Source organism: Acidimicrobiales bacterium, assembly GCA_041394265.1.
Taxonomy (GTDB): domain Bacteria; phylum Actinomycetota; class Acidimicrobiia; order Acidimicrobiales; family SZUA-35; genus JBBQUN01.
The window spans coordinates 1,668,409-1,685,998 of the sequence record JAWKIO010000005.1 but is presented as its reverse complement, the minus strand read 5'-3'; the positions used below and the strand labels follow the sequence as shown (position 1 = coordinate 1,685,998).

At 65.0% G+C, this 17,590-nt stretch carries 16 protein-coding genes; all 16 read left to right on the top strand.

Annotated features, from left to right (window positions below; genetic code table 11):
- Positions 1 to 10 precede the first annotated feature (10 nt).
- The 16 genes from R2733_08185 (at position 11) to acs (ending at position 17,588) form a co-directional block, all read left to right on the top strand.
- Entirely contained in the window at positions 11 to 898 is an 888-nt protein-coding gene (locus R2733_08185) for an SDR family oxidoreductase (GenBank protein ID MEZ5376479.1), read from the top strand.
- Positions 895 to 2,907 (top strand): 1,4-alpha-glucan branching protein GlgB, encoded by a 2,013-nt coding sequence (gene glgB / locus R2733_08180; protein ID MEZ5376478.1) that lies wholly within the window; start codon positions 895 to 897, stop codon positions 2,905 to 2,907. Before R2733_08185 ends, glgB begins: the two co-directional genes overlap by 4 nt.
- A gap of 73 nt (positions 2,908 to 2,980) precedes the next feature.
- Positions 2,981 to 3,346, top strand: coding sequence for an NADH-quinone oxidoreductase subunit A (locus R2733_08175; protein ID MEZ5376477.1), 366 nt, complete (start codon positions 2,981 to 2,983; stop codon positions 3,344 to 3,346).
- A 38-nt stretch (positions 3,347 to 3,384) separates the two neighbouring features.
- The gene (locus R2733_08170) at positions 3,385 to 3,882 is read left to right on the top strand and encodes an NADH-quinone oxidoreductase subunit B family protein (GenBank protein MEZ5376476.1); all 498 of its coding nucleotides are present in this window, start codon (positions 3,385 to 3,387) and stop codon (positions 3,880 to 3,882) included.
- Positions 3,872 to 4,558 carry an NADH-quinone oxidoreductase subunit C gene (locus R2733_08165; GenBank protein MEZ5376475.1) on the top strand — a complete coding sequence of 229 codons (687 nt, stop codon included), beginning with the start codon at positions 3,872 to 3,874 and terminating at the stop codon, positions 4,556 to 4,558. The genes R2733_08170 and R2733_08165 overlap by 11 nt, the downstream gene beginning before the upstream one ends.
- A 145-nt stretch (positions 4,559 to 4,703) precedes the next feature.
- Positions 4,704 to 5,876 (top strand): NADH-quinone oxidoreductase subunit D 1, encoded by a 1,173-nt coding sequence (locus tag R2733_08160; protein MEZ5376474.1) that lies wholly within the window; start codon positions 4,704 to 4,706, stop codon positions 5,874 to 5,876.
- Positions 5,873 to 6,913: a complex I subunit 1 family protein gene (locus R2733_08155; protein ID MEZ5376473.1), complete on the top strand. Its 1,041-nt coding sequence runs from the start codon at positions 5,873 to 5,875 to the stop codon at positions 6,911 to 6,913. Before R2733_08160 ends, R2733_08155 begins: the two co-directional genes overlap by 4 nt.
- Before the next feature lie 74 nt (positions 6,914 to 6,987).
- Positions 6,988 to 7,491 carry an NADH-quinone oxidoreductase subunit I gene (locus R2733_08150; GenBank protein ID MEZ5376472.1) on the top strand — a complete coding sequence of 168 codons (504 nt, stop codon included), beginning with the start codon at positions 6,988 to 6,990 and terminating at the stop codon, positions 7,489 to 7,491.
- A complete protein-coding gene (locus R2733_08145) occupies positions 7,488 to 8,018 on the top strand; it encodes an NADH-quinone oxidoreductase subunit J (protein MEZ5376471.1) in 531 nt (176 codons plus the stop codon). The genes R2733_08150 and R2733_08145 overlap by 4 nt, the downstream gene beginning before the upstream one ends.
- Before the next feature lie 12 nt (positions 8,019 to 8,030).
- Positions 8,031 to 8,330 carry an NADH-quinone oxidoreductase subunit NuoK gene (gene nuoK / locus R2733_08140; protein ID MEZ5376470.1) on the top strand — a complete coding sequence of 100 codons (300 nt, stop codon included), beginning with the start codon at positions 8,031 to 8,033 and terminating at the stop codon, positions 8,328 to 8,330.
- Positions 8,331 to 8,347: 17 nt separating this feature from the next.
- Entirely contained in the window at positions 8,348 to 10,750 is a 2,403-nt protein-coding gene (locus tag R2733_08135; protein ID MEZ5376469.1) for an NADH-quinone oxidoreductase subunit L, read from the top strand.
- 73 nt (positions 10,751 to 10,823) lie between these two features.
- Complete coding sequence (locus tag R2733_08130) at positions 10,824 to 12,362, top strand: NuoM family protein (protein ID MEZ5376468.1); 1,539 nt, start codon at positions 10,824 to 10,826, stop codon at positions 12,360 to 12,362.
- The gene (locus R2733_08125) at positions 12,359 to 13,870 is read left to right on the top strand and encodes an NADH-quinone oxidoreductase subunit N (GenBank protein MEZ5376467.1); all 1,512 of its coding nucleotides are present in this window, start codon (positions 12,359 to 12,361) and stop codon (positions 13,868 to 13,870) included. The genes R2733_08130 and R2733_08125 overlap by 4 nt, the downstream gene beginning before the upstream one ends.
- Before the next feature lie 25 nt (positions 13,871 to 13,895).
- Positions 13,896 to 14,840, top strand: coding sequence for an SAM-dependent methyltransferase (locus R2733_08120; GenBank protein ID MEZ5376466.1), 945 nt, complete (start codon positions 13,896 to 13,898; stop codon positions 14,838 to 14,840).
- Positions 14,841 to 14,894: 54 nt separating this feature from the next.
- Positions 14,895 to 15,527, top strand: a complete 633-nt coding sequence (locus tag R2733_08115; GenBank protein ID MEZ5376465.1) for a TetR/AcrR family transcriptional regulator C-terminal domain-containing protein — start codon at positions 14,895 to 14,897, stop codon at positions 15,525 to 15,527.
- A 105-nt stretch (positions 15,528 to 15,632) separates the two neighbouring features.
- The gene (gene acs / locus R2733_08110) at positions 15,633 to 17,588 is read left to right on the top strand and encodes an acetate--CoA ligase (GenBank protein MEZ5376464.1); all 1,956 of its coding nucleotides are present in this window, start codon (positions 15,633 to 15,635) and stop codon (positions 17,586 to 17,588) included.
- Positions 17,589 to 17,590: the final 2 nt, after the last annotated feature.

Genomic DNA, 17,590 nt, shown 5'->3' with positions numbered 1-17,590 from the left:
GTCTTCGGAGATGACTCAGGAACCTGCACAGACCGTGGCCGTCATCACCGGTGCCAACTCGGGAATCGGCCGGTCCGCCGCCGTCGATCTCGCGGCGAAGGGCTGGAAGGTCTACGCGACGATGCGCAGCCTCGACAAGGGAACCAAGCTCGCCGAGATGGCAGCCGCCGCCGGCGTCGAGGTCACGCCGCTCGTGTGCGATGTCACCAACGACGAGCAAGTCACCGACGCAATTGCTGCGGTCATCGAGCAGGCCGGCCGGATCGACGTCCTGGTCAACAACGCCGGTGTCGGGGGCAACGGGGTGCTCGAGGAGACACCCATCGACCTCTACAAAGAGGTGATGGACGTCAACCTGTATGGGATCGTCCGGTGCTGCCAGGCGGCGCTGCCACACATGCGTGCGCAGGGGAGCGGGGCCATCGTCAACATCTCGTCGGTTGCCGGCGTCATTGCCGCCCTGGCCCAGTCGCCCTATGTGGCGTCGAAGTGGGCGGTCGAGGGGCTGTCCGAGGGCCTCGCCCAAGAGGTGGCGCCCTTCGGGATCCGAGTGGCGATCGTCGAGCCCGGGGTCGTACGCACGGCGATCATGGCGAAGAACATCGACAGCCCGAACACCACCGGTGCCTACGACATGCACAATCGGCGACTGTTCGGCTTCTACGCCGCCGGCCTCGCCAAACCCGGCCTGCCCTCGGAAGTTGCCGATGTGATCTTCGAAGCGGTCACCACCGATCAGCCGCAGTTGCGGTGGACCTGTGGATGGGGCGGACCCGAGCTCACGGGGAACAAGGCGAAGGTGGCCGACAACGACTGGGTCGACATGGGCCGGATCGAGGACGACGAGGCGTATGCGGCACGGTTCGAAGAGCTGTTCGGGCTGGATATCCGAGCATGAGCGGCGGTGAGCGGGGTGCCAGCATGAGCGGCGGTGAGCGGGGTGCCAGCATGAGCGGCGGTGAGCGGGGTGCCAGCATGAGCGGCGGTGAGCGGGGTGCCAGCATGAGCGGTACGAGTGACTTGATTCCCGAGGGCGACCGGTGGTTGTTCAACGCCGGCACCCATCACCGGTTGTACGACGTCCTCGGGGCGCAACCCCTGTCGACGTGGAGCGAGCCCGGGAGGCGCTTCGCCGTGTGGGCGCCGAGTGCGCGCCGGGCGTGGGTCGTCGGTGACTTCAACGGCTGGACGGCCGACGACACCTCGCTGCTCATCCCGCAGGCGTCGAGCGGTATCTGGGCTGGAGAAGTTGCATCGGCCGGCATCGGCGATCGCTACAAGTACCGACTCGAGACCCAGGACGGTGTCATCGTCGAGCGTGCCGATCCGTTGGCGTTCGCTGCCGAACTGCCGCCGGCGACCGGCTCGGTGGTCACCGACTTGTCGTATGAGTGGTCGGATGGCGACTGGCTCGATGAGCGAGCCGAACGCCAAGACGCCGATGCGCCGATCTCGATCTACGAGATGCATGTCGGTTCGTGGCGTCACGCCGACGCTCATCGCAGCCTCACCTGGCTCGAGCTGATCGAGCCGTTGGCCGACTACCTGCATACCTACGGGTTCACCCATGTCGAACTGCTCCCGGTCATGGAGCACCCCTTCTATGGTTCCTGGGGGTACCAGACCACCGGTTTCTTCGCTCCGACGGCCCGGTACGGCCTGCCCACCGAGTTCATGGCGTTCGTCGACGGGATGCACCAACGAGGGCTCGGGGTGATCCTCGACTGGGTGCCCTCGCACTTCCCGTCCGACGAGTTCGCCCTGGCCAACTTCGACGGCACCCATCTCTATGAACACGCCGACCCCAAGGAAGGGTGGCATCCCGACTGGAAGAGTTACATCTTCAACTACGGCCGGCACGAAGTGCGATCGTTCCTCGTGTCGAGCGCGATGTCGTGGATCGACCGCTTCCACGTCGACGGGATCCGCGTGGATGCGGTCGCCTCGATGCTCTACCGCGACTACTCGCGCAACGAGGGCGAATGGGTGCCGAACATCTACGGCGGTCGAGAGAACCTCGAAGCCATCGAATTCCTTCGCCAGTTCAACACCGCCATCGGTGCCGACTACCCCGAGGTGATCACCATCGCCGAGGAGTCGACCGCGTTCCCTGGTGTGACGCGTTCGGTTGCCGATGGGGGGCTCGGGTTCCACTACAAGTGGGACATGGGGTGGATGCACGACACGCTTCAGTACATGGAGCGTGATCCGATCCACCGGATGCACCATCACGACGAAATCACGTTCCGGGCGCTCTATGCCTTCTCGGAGCACTATGTGATGCCGCTGTCACACGACGAGGTCACGCACGGCAAGGGATCGATCCTGGCGAAGATGCCGGGTGATGCCTGGCAGCAGTTCGCCAACCTGCGTGTGCTGTACGCCAATCAGTGGCTCAACGCCGGCAAGAAGCTGCTCTTCATGGGGCAGGAGTTCGGGCAGGGCCCGGAGTGGAACCACGACCAGCCGTTGTCGTGGGATGAAGCCGAGCTCGAGGTGCACGCCGGCGTCGGTCGGTGGGTGCAGGAGCTCAACCGGCTCTATCGATCCGAGCCGTCGCTGCACCATCGAGAGCAGTGGCCGTCGAGCTTCGAATGGGTCGTGCGCGACGACGGAGCGAACAGTGTGTTGGTGTGGCTTCGCCACGGTGATGCCGGCGACCGCCCGGTGTTGGTCGTCGCCAATCTCACTCCGGTACCGAGGTCGGGTTATGACGTGGGTGTTCCGGTGGCCGGCACGTGGCAGCTCCTGGCGAACAGCGATGCCGCCGAGTTCGGTGGCAGTGCGGCACCGATTCCGTCGAACCTCGACACGGTTGCTACGGCTTCTCACGGCCGCCCGCAGCACCTCTCGCTGACGATTCCGCCCCTGGCCACGGTGGTGTTCGCCCCTTCGGCGACCAGCTGACGCGCCAACTTTCGCCCCTTGGTGTGGTACAGAGCTTGGGGTCGGGTGCGGATCAGAGGTAGCATCGCCCCTCGTGTCGGACTTTCTCCGTGATTACCTCATCGTTGGCCTCTTCGGCATCACCGCCTTCGCGGTGGTCGGCGCCTTCATCGGGCTGTCCAGCCTCCTGCGCCCCGACCGCCCGACGGCGCAGAAGATCGAGAACTACGAGTCTGGTGTCGACCCGGTCGGCAGCGGTTGGTCACAGAGCCAGATTCGCTATTACATCTTCGCCCTGCTCTTCGTGATGTTCGACGTCGAGGCCGTCTTCATCTTCCCGTGGGCAACCCGTCTCGAGGCCTACGGCTACTTCGGCCTGGTCGAAATGGTCATCTTCATCTTCATCCTCGCGCTGGGTCTTGGTTACGCCTGGCGCAAGGGTGTGTTGCGCTGGGTCTGATCCCACCTATCACTCGCGAAAGAAGGCACGAAGCGCGTATGGGCCTCGTCGAATCTGGAAAGCTGCCAAAGCCGCTGACCACACTCCTCAACACCAGCCGCAAGTACTCCCTCTGGGTCTACCAGTGGGGCCTCGCGTGCTGCGCGATCGAGATGGGTGCGGCCTTCGGCTCGCCCCGCTACGACGTCATGCGGCTCGGGGTCATCCCGCTACCGGCCAGCCCCCGCCAGGCCGACCTCGTCGTCATCTCGGGCACCGTGACCGACAAGATGGCGCCGGCCATTCGTCGTCTCTATGAGCAGATGCCCGAGCCCAAATACGTGATCTCGATGGGTTCGTGTGCCAACTGCGGCGGTCCCTACTGGGACAGCTACTCCGTCACCAAGGGTGTCGATCAGGTCATCCCGGTCGACGTGTACGTCCCCGGGTGCCCACCCCGTCCCGAGGCCCTGCTCGAAGGCATCGTGTTGCTCCAGGAGCTGATCCAGAACGAGGACATGACCGAGAAGTGGAAGGGTGATCCTCTTGCCGTCTGAGACGACCGAAGACACCACCGACGCCCCGGTCGACGAGGCCCGCTCGGCCCTGCTCGAGGCCATCACCGCCGACCTCGGCGATGCCGTGGTCGGCCATCACCTCGTTGCCGGCTCCGACCTGTGGGTGCGAGTCGGCACCGAAGCGTGGGGCGACCTCGCGGCGTACCTGCGCGAGCGTCAGCGTTTCCGCTTCTTCAGCTGGCTGTCGGCGATCGACTGGATGCCGTCGCCCTTCGGTCGCAGCCTCGATGCGAACGTCGACAACCTGCTCGAGCCCACCGAGGCCAACGAGCCAGCCGTCGGTGGTTCCGGCCATGCGGGTGGCGACACTCGGTTCCAAGTGCTCGCTCGGGTGCACAACCTGTCGACCGGGCTCGGCATCACCGTGAAGGCCGACGTCCCCGACGACTCGCTCAGCGTCGGCACCTGGACCGCGAGCTACCCCGGTGCCGAGTGGCACGAGCGTGAAGCGTGGGAGATGTTCGGCATCGACTTCGCTGGCCACCCGGGTCTGCGCCACATCTACCTGCCGGGCGAATTCGAAGGCCACCCGATGCGCAAGGACTATCCGCTCCTCGCCCGTCTCATCAAGCCCTGGCCCGGCATCGTCGACGTCGAACCCATGCCGGGATCCGACGACGAACCGAGCACCGACAACCCGGAGGGAACCACATGATGCGCAGCATCATCTGCCCGCGAGTTTGCGGAGCAAACTCGATGAACCCGGAAGTCTCGCCGCGAGTTTGCGAAGCAAACTCGATGAACCCGGAAGTCTCGCCGCGAGTTTGCGAAGCAAACTCGATGAACCCGGAGGGTTCACAGTGACCGCCATCTCCGATCGCCGTCAGCTCGCCTACATCGCGGCGCAGGCCGCCGATGCCCGCGTGAACGTCGAGCTCGAAGCCGAGGGCATGACCCTCAACATCGGCCCCCAGCACCCGGCCACCCACGGCACCCTGCGGATCGTCGCCCGTCTCGACGGCGAGCTCGTCACCGAGGCCGAGCCGATGATGGGCTACATGCACCGGGGCTACGAGAAGCTCACCGAGGTGCGTACCTATCCCCAGGTCACCACGCTGATCAACCGGATCGACTGGCTCGGCAGCTTCGCCAACGAGGTGCCGTTCATCCTCGCCGCCGAGCAGCTGATGGAGATCGAGGCACCGGCTCGGGCCCAGCACATCCGCACGATCCTGTTCGAGATGGCCCGCATCGCGAACGTCACCCTGTTCCTCGGCGACATGGGCGTCCAGCTCGGCGCCGTCACGCCGATCTTCTACGCCTTCCGCGATCGTGAGCACATCCTCAACCAGATCGAGGCGGCCACCGGCGGCCGGTTCCACCCGAACTTCGACCGCATCGGCGGCGTCAAGGACGATCTGCCCGCCGGCTGGATCGCCGAGACCAAGACCACGCTCGACAAGATCCGTCAGTTCTGCGACGAGATGGAAGACCTGCTCGTCGGCAACGCCATCTTCGAAGCCCGCACCCGCGGGATCGGCGTGATCCCCGCCGACATCGGCCTCTCCTACGGCTTGACCGGTGCGAACATTCGAGCGTCGGGTGTCGATTGGGACCTCCGCCGCGATCAGCCCTGTGGCCTGGCCTACGACAAGGTCGATTGGAAGGTTTGGACCCACCCCGACGGCGACTCGTTCGCTCGCTACTGGGTGCGTCTCCAAGAGGTTCGCGAATCGTGCAGCATCGTCGAGCAGCTGCTCGACTCGCTGCCGTCCGGCCCGATCATGGCGAAGGTGCCCCGCATCATCAAGGTGCCCGAGGGCGAGGCCTACGCCGAGACCGAGAACCCGCTCGGTGTCATGGGCTACTACGTGGTGTCCAAGGGCGGGCTCGAGCCGTTCCGTGTCAAGATCCGTTCGGCCAGCTTCTCGAACATGTCGATCACCCCGTGGCTGCTGAAGGGCAGCTACGTCCCCGACGTGATCACGATCCTGGCGTCCCTCTACTTCATCCTCGGAGACATCGATCGATGACCCTGTTCGGCCTCGACCTCGTCATTCCGCTCAAGCTCCTCCTCGGTCTCGCCGTCGTGCTGCTGCCTGCGGGCACCACGGTCTACCTGTACCTCTTCAAGGCCGTGTCCTTCATGCAGAGCCGGCTCGGCCCGATGGAAGCGGGACCCTACGGCTCGATGCAGTTGCTGGCCGAGGTCGGCAAGTCGCTGCAGAAGGAAGACATCTTCCCCGCCCGAGCTGATCGCACCGTGTTCGCCATGGCGCCCTACGTGGTGCTCATGTCGACCTTCCTGCTCGCCGTGGTCGTGCCGTTCGGACCCGACGCCTACTTCGTCGACCTCGACACCGGCATCTTCTTCGCCCTGGCCGTCAGCTCGGTGTCGGTCGTCGGCATCTTGATGGCCGGCTGGGCGTCGGCGTCGAAGTACTCGCTCCTCGGTGGCCTCCGAGCTGCCGGTCAGCTGGTCGCCTACGAGCTGCCGCTCGTGCTGGCGGTCGTCGGTGTGGTCATCCAGGCCGGCACCCTGAACTTGCAGGGCATCATCGCCGCCCAGACCGAGGGCGAGATCTTCGGCTGGGGCGGCATCGGGAACCCCTTCATCCTCACCCAGGCCGTCGGCTTCCTGATCTTCATGATCGCCATTCAGGCCGAACTCACCCAGGTCCCGTTCGACATGCCGATCGCCGAGTCCGAACTCGTGTCGGGCTACATGACCGAGTACTCGGGCATGCGCTTCCTCATGTTCTTCATCGGCGAGTTCGCGACAGCGGCCGTGTTCGGCTTCCTCGGTTCGGTGCTCTTCCTCGGCGGCTGGCAGATCCCTCCGTTCGTGTCCGACCTGCTCGGTCTCGACTACGACTCGAACTGGTTCAACGTCATCGGGCCGCTCGTGATGGTCGTGAAGATGCTGGTGTTGACCTTCGTCATCTACTGGGTGCGCTTCACCTACCCCCGATTCCGTGAGGACCAGCTGCAGACCTTTGCCTGGAAGTTCCTCATTCCCCTCTCGCTGGTGAACATCGCGGCCACCGGTTTGTTGAAGGTGGTGTTCTAGATGAGTGCGAACGCATTCGCCCCGGGCCAGACTGTTCGGCCGGTCGATGCTTGCGACGTTGGAGGTGCGTGCTGATGGCGTTGGTTCCCAAGGGATTGGTCAAAGGCCTCGGCGTCACCTTCAAAGAGCTCACCAAGACCATTGTCGATGGTGCCGAAACGGTGCAGTACCCGCACGAGAAGGAAGCCCCGCCCACCCGGGCGCGCGGCGTCATCGCCCTGCACGAGGAGAACTGCACCTCGTGCATGCTCTGCTCGCGTGAGTGCCCTGACTGGTGCATCTACATCGAGGGCCACAAGGAGCTCGCTCCGCCCCGTCGGGCCGGCGGCAAGCCCCGCTCGGTGAACAAGCTCGACCGCTTCGACATCGACTTCGGCCTTTGCATGTTCTGCGGCATCTGTGTCGAGGTCTGCCCGTTCGAGGCGCTGTTCTGGAGCCCGGAGTACGAGTACTCCGAGCCGCGCATCGCCGATCTGTTGCACGACAAGACCCGCCTCGGGCAGTGGATGCAGACCGTCCCCGACTTCGAGCCCTATGAAGCGGGCGCCGAGGTCAAGGCAAAGAAGGTGCCGCGGTGATCGCTCTCGTCGCCCCACTCGTGGCCACCACGTCGTGGGCACCCAACATCTTCTTCTGGATCATTGCCGTGATCGCCACGGCGGCAGCCCTGAAGATGGTCACCACCGACAACGTCGTGCACGCTGCGCTGTACCTGCTGATCGTGTTGGCGGCGGTCGCTGCGGTCTATGTGATCCTCGGGGCCGAGTTTGCTGCCGCCACCCAGGTCATGGTCTACATCGGCGCCATCCTCGTGCTGTTGCTGTTCGGTGTGATGCTCACGCGGGCCCGCATCGGTGGTGAGGACGATCTCAACTATCCGCAGCGCTGGATCGGTGCGCTCGTCGCCGCCTCGCTGGCGGCGGTCATGGGCTACTCCCTGTGGGAGGCCTTCGGCGACGACCAGCTCCCCGACGACCGCATGGTGCAGCGAACCAGCGACGTCGCCGACTCGATCTTCAGCAGCTACATCGTGCCCTTCGAAGCCATTTCGGTGCTGCTCCTCGCCGCACTGATCGGTGCGGTCGTCGTGGCGAGAAAGGACTGAGGGAACGCAACCATGTGGCTGAATCAGTTTCTCTTCTTTGCAGCAGTGCTCTTCTCGATCGGGGTGTTCGGCGTCCTGACTCGCAAGAACGCCGTCCTGGTCCTGATGTCGATCGAGCTGATCCTCAACTCGGTGAACATCAACCTGGTGGCCTTCGGGTCCTACAACCAGGACATCGCCGGTCAGGTGTTCGCCCTGTTCATCATCGCTGTCGCGGCAGCTGAGGTCGGCGTTGGTCTGGCCATCGTCCTCCTCATCTATCGGAACCGTCGCAGCATCGACGTGTCCGAAGCCGACCTCCTCAAAGGCTGACCCGAAGGTTCTTACTGGTGTCCCTCGCAATGCTCGCTGCCGAAGCTGCACCCACGTACGAAGTCTCGTCGTGGTTCTTCGAGAACGTCTGGATCATCCCGGCGTTGCCTGCTGCTTCGTTCGTCATCACCCTCCTCTTCGGCAAGCGCCTGCTTGGCGACAAGGTCCATTTCATCGGTCTGGCCGCCGTCGGGGCGGCGTTGGTGCTGTCGCTCGCCACCGCCGGTGCGTGGATCTCGGCGATCGAAGGCCACGATGCCGATGCCGAGGCCCACTCGGCCGAGTACAGCAACGACAACTGCTACGCCGGCTACCAGGGCGGCGATGACAGCCACGGCGACGACGCCCACAGTGACGAGGCCGACCACAGCGAGGACGCCGATCACGAAGCGCTCGCTCCTTCCGCGCTCGCCTTCACCGAGGCCGAGGCCGACCACTCCGAAGACACCACTACCGAAGAGGGCGATCACGGCACCGAGGAAGGCGACCACGGCGGCGAGGCCGAGCACGAAGTGCACGCCAAGCCCCTTCCGGTCGTGTGCTCCTACACGTGGTTCTCGTCGGGCGGTTCGGCCGACAGCGGCGGCGCCACCATCCCCTGGGGCACCCTGGTCGACGGCCAGTCGGTGCTGATGCTCGTGGTCGTCACCTTCATCTCCTTCTTGGTCCACGTCTTCTCGACCGACTACGTACACGGCGACCGCCGTTACACGCATTACTTCGCCTTCCTGTCACTGTTCACCGCCTCGATGCTCTTCTACGTGGTGTCGGCCTCGACGCTGCAGATGATCGTCGGCTGGGAGCTCGTCGGTGTGTGCTCGTTCGCACTGATCGGTCACTGGTGGGAGGACTCCAACAACTCCGACGCTGCGCTCAAGGCCTTCCTCACCAACCGCGTCGGCGACATCGGCCTGCTCGTCGGCATGATCATTCTGTTCTTCGCCGCGGGGAACACCTTCGACGTCCTGTCGGTCAACCACGCTGCGGTCACCAAGAGCATCGGCCACGGCACCCTCACCGTTGCCAGCCTTTGCCTGCTCACCGCCGTCATGTCGAAGTCCGGCCAGTTCATCCTCCACACCTGGCTGCCCGACGCCATGGCCGGCCCGACGCCGGTTTCGGCCCTCATCCACGCCGCCACCATGGTGGTCGCCGGCATCTACATGGTTGGCCGCCTCTACCCGGTCTTCTGGGACGGACTCAGCATCTCGGGCTCCTCGCTCAACGTCCTCGCGGTCATGGGTGGCATCACGTGCGTCGGTGGTGGTGCGCTGGCGTTCGTCCAGCGTGACATCAAGAAGGTGCTGGCCTACTCCACCATCTCGCAGCTCGGCTACATGGCCATGGCGCTCGGTGTCGGAGCGTGGACCGCAGCCATGTTCCACCTCTTCACCCACGCCATCTTCAAGGCGTGCCTCTTCCTCGGCGCCGGCTCCGTCAGCCACGCCTGCCACCACAGCTTCGACATGAAGGCCGACATGGGTGGGCTCCGCAAGTACATGCCCAAGACCTTCCTCACCTTCGTGATCGCTTCCGGTGCCCTCGCCGGCATCCCGCCCCTGGCCGGCTTCTGGTCGAAAGACGAGATCCTGGTCGGAACGGGCGGGTGGCCTGGTACCGACGGCAACGGCAACTACACGATCATCCTCGTGATGGGTCTGCTCACTGCGGCCATGACCGCGGCCTACATGACCCGAGTCATCTGGCTGACCTTCTTCGGCACCTACCGAGGCCATGCCCACCCGCATGAGTCCGGCCCTCGCATCACGATCCCGCTGCAGATCCTGGCCGGTTTGGCCGTGGTCGCCGGGTTCTTGAACGTGCCCGAAGAACTCCCGATCCTCGGTGACGCCTTCGGCCTCAAGTTCGAGTCCTGGTTCGAGCCGGGCGGCGGGTCGACCTTCCCGGTGATCAGCCACGCCAAGCCGAGCTTCTCGCTGGCCATCTTCGCCACGTTGCTCGCTCTCGGCGCCGCCGCGGTCGTCTGGCAGTACTACAAGCGGCTGTACGCCCAGGACAACAAGGCCACCGAGTACACGAACTCGTTCGTCGCCAACAACGCCGTGGTGCGAGCGGGCCACACCCTGCTCGTCGAGAAGTACTACCTCGACCACCTCTACACCGGCATCATCGCCGGTGCGACCAAGGGCCCGCTCGCCAAGGCGGCCTACTGGTTCAACCAGAACGTGCTCGACGGCATCATCGACGGCGTCGGCAAGGGCTCGGTCGGCCTCGGCCGCTTCATCTACCGCTTCATCGATCAGGGCACCATCGACGGTGCCGTGAACGCTTCCGGTGCTGCGGCGTCGGAGTCCGGCCAGGTGCTGCGTCGAGTCGAATCGGGCCGCATCCGCCAGTACGCAACCTTGATGTTCGGCGCTTCGGCGCTGCTCGCCGCCGTGTTCATCGTGGCCATCTGACGATGGTCGCCACGACGAACACCGCAGCAATTGTCAGTGATCCCCCTGCAAGGGAACGAGTGAGGAATCAGAAATGACAGAGTTCTTGAACGACTGGGGCATCACCGCCATGGTCTTCCTGCCCCTCGTGGGTGCGTTGATCATGATGATCACCCCTGCCGATCAGGAGGAGACCCACAAGGGGATCGCACTCCTCACCACGCTGGCGACAGCGGTGATCGGTGTGCTGCTCTTCGCTGACTTCGACTTCAACGACTCGGGCACGCTGCAGTTCGTGACCGATCACTCGTGGATCGACATCGTCAATGCTCGCTACACGGTGGGCATCGACGGCATGTCACTGCCGCTGATCGCGCTGACCTTGCTAGTGGTGCCACTCGTCATCATCTATTCGTGGGATCACATCCCGGCGCCGGGCAACCCCAAGTCGTTCCTCATCCTGATCCTGGTGCTCCACACCGGCATGCTGGGCAGCTTCGTCGCCCAAGACCTCGTGCTGTTCTTCGTCTTCTTCGAGGTCGTGCTGCTCCCGATGTACTTCATGATCGGTGTCTGGGGTGGCGAGAAGCGCCTCTACGCCGCCATCAAGTTCTTCCTCTTCACCCTGTTCGGCTCGGCGCTCATGCTCGTCAGCTTCCTCGCTCTCTACTGGCTCACCGGTTCGCAGACCTTCAACATGGTCGGCCTCGCCGAAGAGGTCGCGAAGGGTGACATCTCCAGCCGGGCGCAGTGGCTCATCTTCGGCGGCATGTTCATGGGCTTCGGCATCAAGGTCCCGATGTTCCCGTTCCACACCTGGCTGCCCGACGCCCACACCCAGGCCCCAACCCAGGGTTCGGTCATCCTGGCCGCCGTCCTCTTGAAGCTCGGCACCTACGGTTTCATCCGTATCGCCATCCCGATCCTGCCCGACGCCGCCATCGACTGGGCCCCGATCATCGGTCTCCTCGCCGTGATCGGCATCATCTACGGCGCCCTCGGCTGTCTCGCCCAGACCGACATGAAGCGTCTCATCGCCTTCTCGTCGGTCGCTCACATGGGCTACGTCATGCTCGGCATCGCCACCATGACCCCGTTCGGTCTCAACGCCGCCATCTTCGGCATGGTCGCTCACGGCCTCATCACCGGCATGCTGTTCTTCCTTGCCGGTTCGGTGAAGGAACGGTTCCACACCCTCGAGATCAAGCGTCTCGGCGGCCTGCTGGTGCAGGCACCTCGGATGGGTTGGGCGCTCGGGTTCTGCACGATGGCGTCGCTCGGTCTGCCCGGTCTCGCCGGGTTCTGGGGTGAGTTCCCCGCGATCCTCGCCGCCTATCAGCCGGCCGACGGCATCAACACCAACCTGTTCCGGGTCTACATGGTGATCGCGGCCATCGGCACCGTTCTCGCCGCCGCCTACCTGCTGTGGCTGCTCCAGCGCACCGCCTTCGGTGAGCCGAGCGAGGAGTTCGCCAATGACCCGCACATCCACGACGCCGGCCAGTTCGAATGGATCGCCTGGACCCCGCTGCTCGTGCTGATCGTGGTCTTCGGTTTCGTCCCCAGCCTGATCTTCGACATCACTGATTCGGCGGTCATGCAGGCCCTTCAAGCCTTCGGAGCCACTCCGTGATCCCACTCCTGGCCCAAATTGCGCAGGCGCCGTTCGAGCGACCCCACATCGATTGGCATGCCGTCGCCCCCGAGCTCGTGCTCCTGGCCGCCGGTGCGTTGATCACACTGGTCGACCTCATCTGGCTCGAACGGGCTCGCCGCATCGTGCCCACGCTGACCGCCTTCGGCTTCCTGGCGGCGCTCATCCCGGTGGCCACGTTGTGGGAAGCCAACGAGGGCACCGCACGCTCGATGTTCGACGGCGCCTACATCATCGACAACTACTCGTTGGTGTTGAAGGGCCTGTTCCTGCTGTCGGGCTATGTGATCGTGTTGCTCTCGACCAACTACATGAGCGAGGGCGACTACTACGACAGCGAGTACTACCAGCTCATCGCGGCGTCGGTGCTCGGCATGATCGTGATGTCGTCGGCCCGAGACCTCATCACGATTTTCGTTGCGCTCGAGCTCGTGTCGATCCCGGCCTACCTGATGGCGGCATGGCGCAAGCGAGACCTGCGTTCCAACGAAGCCGGCCTCAAATACATGCTCATGGGCGTGTTCGCCTCGGGTGTCCTGCTCTACGGCATGTCGCTCCTGTACGGGCTCAGCGGTAGCACCAAGCTGGTCGACATCGGCCAGGCGATCGCCATCGGCGAGTCCAAGCCGATCATCACGCTCGCCGTGGTCTTCAGCGTGATCGGTTTCGGGTTCAAGGTCTCGGCCGTCCCGTTCCATACCTGGGCCCCCGACACCTACGAAGGCGCCCCCACTCCGCTCACGGCGTTCCTCGCCGTTGCGTCGAAGGCCGCAGGTTTCGTGGCTCTCATCAACATCGTCGTGTTCGCCTTCCCTGGTCAGTCCGACGTCGTCGAGCCGCTCATCTGGCTGCTCTCGGCGCTCACCATGACCGTCGGCAACCTGATTGCGCTGCGCCAGACCAACATCGTGCGCATGCTCGCCTACTCGGGCATCGCCCAGGCCGGCTACATCCTGGCACCGCTCGCGGTCTACAGCGATCGTTCCGACCAAGCGGTGTCGGCCATGGTGACCTACCTGATCATCTACGCCGCCATGAACCTCGGCGCCTTCGCCACCGTGATCGTCATTGCCCGTAAGACCCGGTCCGGTGAGATCGCCAGCTACGGCGGCTTGTTCCAATACGCACCGGGCCTCACCGTCGCCATGACGGCGTTCCTCTTCTCACTCGCCGGCATTCCGCCCATGGGCGGCTGGTGGGGCAAGTTCGAGCTGTTCCGGGTGCTCACCGTCGGTAGCTCCAGCTCGGGTATCGCACTGGCCGTCGTGCTTGCCGTCAATTCGGTGGTCGCTGCGTACTACTACCTGGCGATTGCCAAGCAGATGTGGTTCATGCCCGCTCCCGATGGCGACCACAGCCGCATCGTGATTCCGCCGGCGCTCCAGGTGGCGGTGGCGCTCACCCTGATCGTGGCGCTGGCCACCGGCACCCTGCTGCCGGGCGTCCTCAGCGACATGACCGACTTCACCCTGCTCGCAGCGCCGTAGTTCGGCGCGGTCCTCGACCGTCCCGGTGTCACTCGAGCGATTCGACGACTACATGAACCGCTGCCTCTACGGGGGCAGCGGTTTCTATGTTTCGGGCGGGGGACGAGCCGGGCGGCGCACCGGCGACTTCATCACGAGTCCAGAGGTCGGGCCGTTGTTCGGCGCGGTGCTCGCTCGCTGGCTCGATACGGTCTGGCAGTCGCTCGGCCAGCCCGACCCCTTCGTCGTGATCGATGCCGGCACCGGTCCCGGCACGCTGCTGCGCAGCCTCGAGCGCGCCGCTCCGGCGTGTGCGCAGGTGTGGCAGCTGAGCGGCGTCGACCCGGCGCACGGGACCGAGCTCCCGGTGCGTCTCGACGGTGCGGTGGTGGTGGCAAACGAATTGCTCGACAACCTCGTGGTCCGGATCCTGGAACACCGCGCCGATGGCTGGCACGAGGTGTGGGTCGACGATGGTCAGGAAGTGCTGCGTCCCCTCGACGAGGCCGATGTGGCCCGCCTGCCCGGACCGATCGCAGCGCTGCCGGTCGGGGCCCGTACTCCGTGGTTCGAGGCGGCAGCAGCGTGGGTCGGTGATGTCTTGCGTCGTGGTGCTGCCACGATCCTCGCCTTCGACTACGGAGCCCCCACCACGGCCGAGCTCGTCGAGCGGGGTGGATGGCTGCGTACCTACCGACAACACCGGCGTGGCGACGACCCCTATGTCACGCCTGGCAGCGCCGATATCACGGTCGACGTCGCGTTCGACCAGCTCCCGCCGACGCGTTCGCTCGTTCGCCAGGACGACTTCCTCGTTCGATACGGGATTGTGGAGCTCGTCGACGAAGGTCGACGGCACTGGGACGCTCACGCCGCACGGCCCGACCTCGAGGCCATGGTGATGCGGAGCCGCAGCAACGAAGCGGCCGCGCTGACCGATGCGTCCGGGCTCGGCGGATGGCTGGTCGCCACTTGGGGAGCCGGAACCTGACCCTCGCTGAGGCTTCGGGAACGAGGCCGCCGCTTTCCCATTAGCCTCTGTCGGATGCGGCAGGCGGAACGACCCACCCTCAACCGAGAGGCCATTGCGCGCGCCGCGCTCGAGCTCATCGACACCGATGGCCTTGCCGGTCTGTCGATGCGCAAGCTCGGCTCGAAACTCGGCGTCGAGGCCATGTCGCTCTACCACTACGTCGCCAACAAGGGTGATCTGCTCGTGGCTGCCGTCGAGCAGCTCTATCTCGAGATCGACATCTCTACGCCGGCCGACCCGGTCGAATGGGAAGCCACGGTGCGCTCGGGTCTGCAGTCGTTCCGCGACACCCTCGCCCGCCATCCGAACGCCATCTCGCTGTTCGCGTCCGAACCGGCGGTCAGCCCCGGCGCCTTCGGCGTGTTCTATGCGGCGTACGACCTGTTCCGTTTCGCCGGGCTCGAGCCCGCAGAGGCCCATGAGGCCCTCCATCTCGTGGTGTCCTTCGTGCTCGGGCATCTCATGCTGGGTGTGAGCCGGGCCGACGGCCTCGACGTGTGGGATCTGGTGGAGGTCAGCGGCGACACCGAACCCGAAGTTGCGGCGTTCATCAAGGCGGGTGCGGCGACGCCGGCCGACGACCATTTCGACTTCGGTCTCGACACGATGATCGCTGGTCTGCGGGCCCGGTTCGATCTTCCCTGACCTGCTGTGACCTTCGCCTCAGGTCCGGCGCCCGACTAGCATCGACCGCGTATTCGCCACCGCACGGGGCTGTGGCGACGATCGCCGTGAGGAATGGAGTCTGCGATGACCGAGCCAACGATTGGGGTCTACGAGATCGAGGGTCGGACGTTTCCTCCTCCCAGCGAGTTCGCAGCCAACGCGCTCACCAACGATCGCTCCCTCTATGACGAGGCCGACGCCGATTACGAGGCGTTCTGGGCTCGACAGGCTCGTGAACTCCTCACCTGGGACACCGACTTCACCAAGATCCTCGACTGGCAGCTGCCGTTCGCCAAGTGGTTCGAAGACGGCAAGCTGAACGTGTCGGCGAACTGCCTCGACCGCCATGTCGAGGCCGGTCGAGGCGACAAGGTCGCCTACCACTGGGAAGGCGAGCCCGGCGACACCCGCACGATCACCTATGCCGAACTCCTCACCGAGGTGAAGAAGTTCGCCAACGTGCTGAAGGGGCTCGGCGTCGAGAAGGGCGACCGGGTCGCCATCTACATGCCGATGGTCCTCGAACTGCCGATCGCCATGTTGGCCTGTGCCCGCATCGGTGCTGCCCACTCGGTGATCTTCGGTGGCTTCTCCGCCGACGCCATCGTCGACCGTTGTGTCGACGCCGAAGCAAAGGTCATCGTCACCGCCGACGCCGGCTACCGGCGTGGCGCACCGGCGTTGCTGAAGATCACCGTCGACGCTGCGCTCGAGGCGGGAGCACCTTCGGTACAGCACGTGGTCGTGGTCGACCGATGCAACACCGGTCCCGACATGGTCGAGGGTCGAGACGTGTGGTGGCACGACGTCATGGCCGACGCCTCCGATGACTGCCCGGCCGAACCGATGGACGCCGAGCAACTGCTGTACCTGCTCTACACCTCGGGCACCACCGCCAAACCCAAGGGAATCATGCACACCTCGGGTGGCTACCTCACGCAGGTCGCCTTCAGCCACAAGTACACCTTCGACCTGCGCCCCGACACCGACGTCTACTGGTGCGCCGCCGACATCGGCTGGGTCACGGGCCACAGCTACATCGTCTACGGACCGCTCACCAACGGTTGCACCTCGGTCATGTACGAGGGCACGCCCGACACCCCGGGCAGGGATCGGCTGTGGGACATCATCGAGCGCTACGGGGTCACCCAGCTCTACACCGCACCGACCGCCATCCGCATGTTCATGAAGTGGGGCGCCCAGGAGCCCGCCAAGCACGATCTGTCGACCCTGCGGGTCATGGGCACCGTGGGTGAGCCGATCAACCCCGAGGCGTGGATGTGGTATCACGAGCACATCGGAGGCGGGAACACCCCGATCGTCGACACCTGGTGGCAGACCGAGACCGGCGGTCACATGATCGCTCCGCTCCCCGGCGTCACCACCACCAAACCCGGCTCGGCCTGTCAGCCGATCCCCGGCATCTTCACCGAGCTGGTCGACGACGCCGGCCACAAGGTCGACGTCGGTGGGGGCTACCTCACCATCACACGGCCCTGGCCGTCGATGCTCCGCGGGATCTGGGGCGACCCCGAGCGCTACAAAGACACCTACTGGAGCACCTACGAGGGCAAATACTTCGCGGGCGACGGGGCCAAGCTCGACGAAGACGGCTATCTCTGGCTGCTCGGCCGGGTCGACGACGTCATGAACGTCTCCGGTCACCGCATCTCGACCACCGAGGTCGAGTCGGCGCTGGTCGACCATCCGGCGGTCGCCGAGGCGGCCGTGGTCGGTGCCACCGACGACCTCACCGGTCAAGCCATCGTGGGCTACGTGATCCTGCGCGGCACCCACGAGGCGAGCGCCGACCTGAGCAAGGAGATCCGCGAGCACGTGGGCGTGAAGCTCGGCAAGATCGCCCGACCGAAGATGGTCGTGATCGTGCCCGATCTGCCCAAGACGCGTTCGGGCAAGATCATGCGCCGTCTGCTGCGCGACGTCGCCGACGGGCGCGACCTCGGCGACACCACCACCCTCGCCGACCCCGGTGTCGTCAACGAGATAGCGGCACGGGCGGCCGAAGCAGCCGAAGGTTGATG

What these genes read in the sequence shown, in the direction of transcription:
- R2733_08170 (MEZ5376476.1), top strand. Translation starts at nt 3,385, where the DNA reads ATGGGCCTCGTCGAATCTGGAAAGCTGCCAAAGCCGCTGACCACACTC.
- acs (MEZ5376464.1), top strand. Translation starts at nt 15,633, where the DNA reads ATGACCGAGCCAACGATTGGGGTCTACGAGATCGAGGGTCGGACGTTT.
- glgB (MEZ5376478.1), top strand. Translation starts at nt 895, where the DNA reads ATGAGCGGCGGTGAGCGGGGTGCCAGCATGAGCGGCGGTGAGCGGGGT.
- nuoK (MEZ5376470.1), top strand. Translation starts at nt 8,031, where the DNA reads ATGTGGCTGAATCAGTTTCTCTTCTTTGCAGCAGTGCTCTTCTCGATC.
- R2733_08155 (MEZ5376473.1), top strand. Translation starts at nt 5,873, where the DNA reads ATGACCCTGTTCGGCCTCGACCTCGTCATTCCGCTCAAGCTCCTCCTC.
- R2733_08185 (MEZ5376479.1), top strand. Translation starts at nt 11, where the DNA reads ATGACTCAGGAACCTGCACAGACCGTGGCCGTCATCACCGGTGCCAAC.
- R2733_08150 (MEZ5376472.1), top strand. Translation starts at nt 6,988, where the DNA reads ATGGCGTTGGTTCCCAAGGGATTGGTCAAAGGCCTCGGCGTCACCTTC.
- R2733_08115 (MEZ5376465.1), top strand. Translation starts at nt 14,895, where the DNA reads ATGCGGCAGGCGGAACGACCCACCCTCAACCGAGAGGCCATTGCGCGC.
- R2733_08130 (MEZ5376468.1), top strand. Translation starts at nt 10,824, where the DNA reads ATGACAGAGTTCTTGAACGACTGGGGCATCACCGCCATGGTCTTCCTG.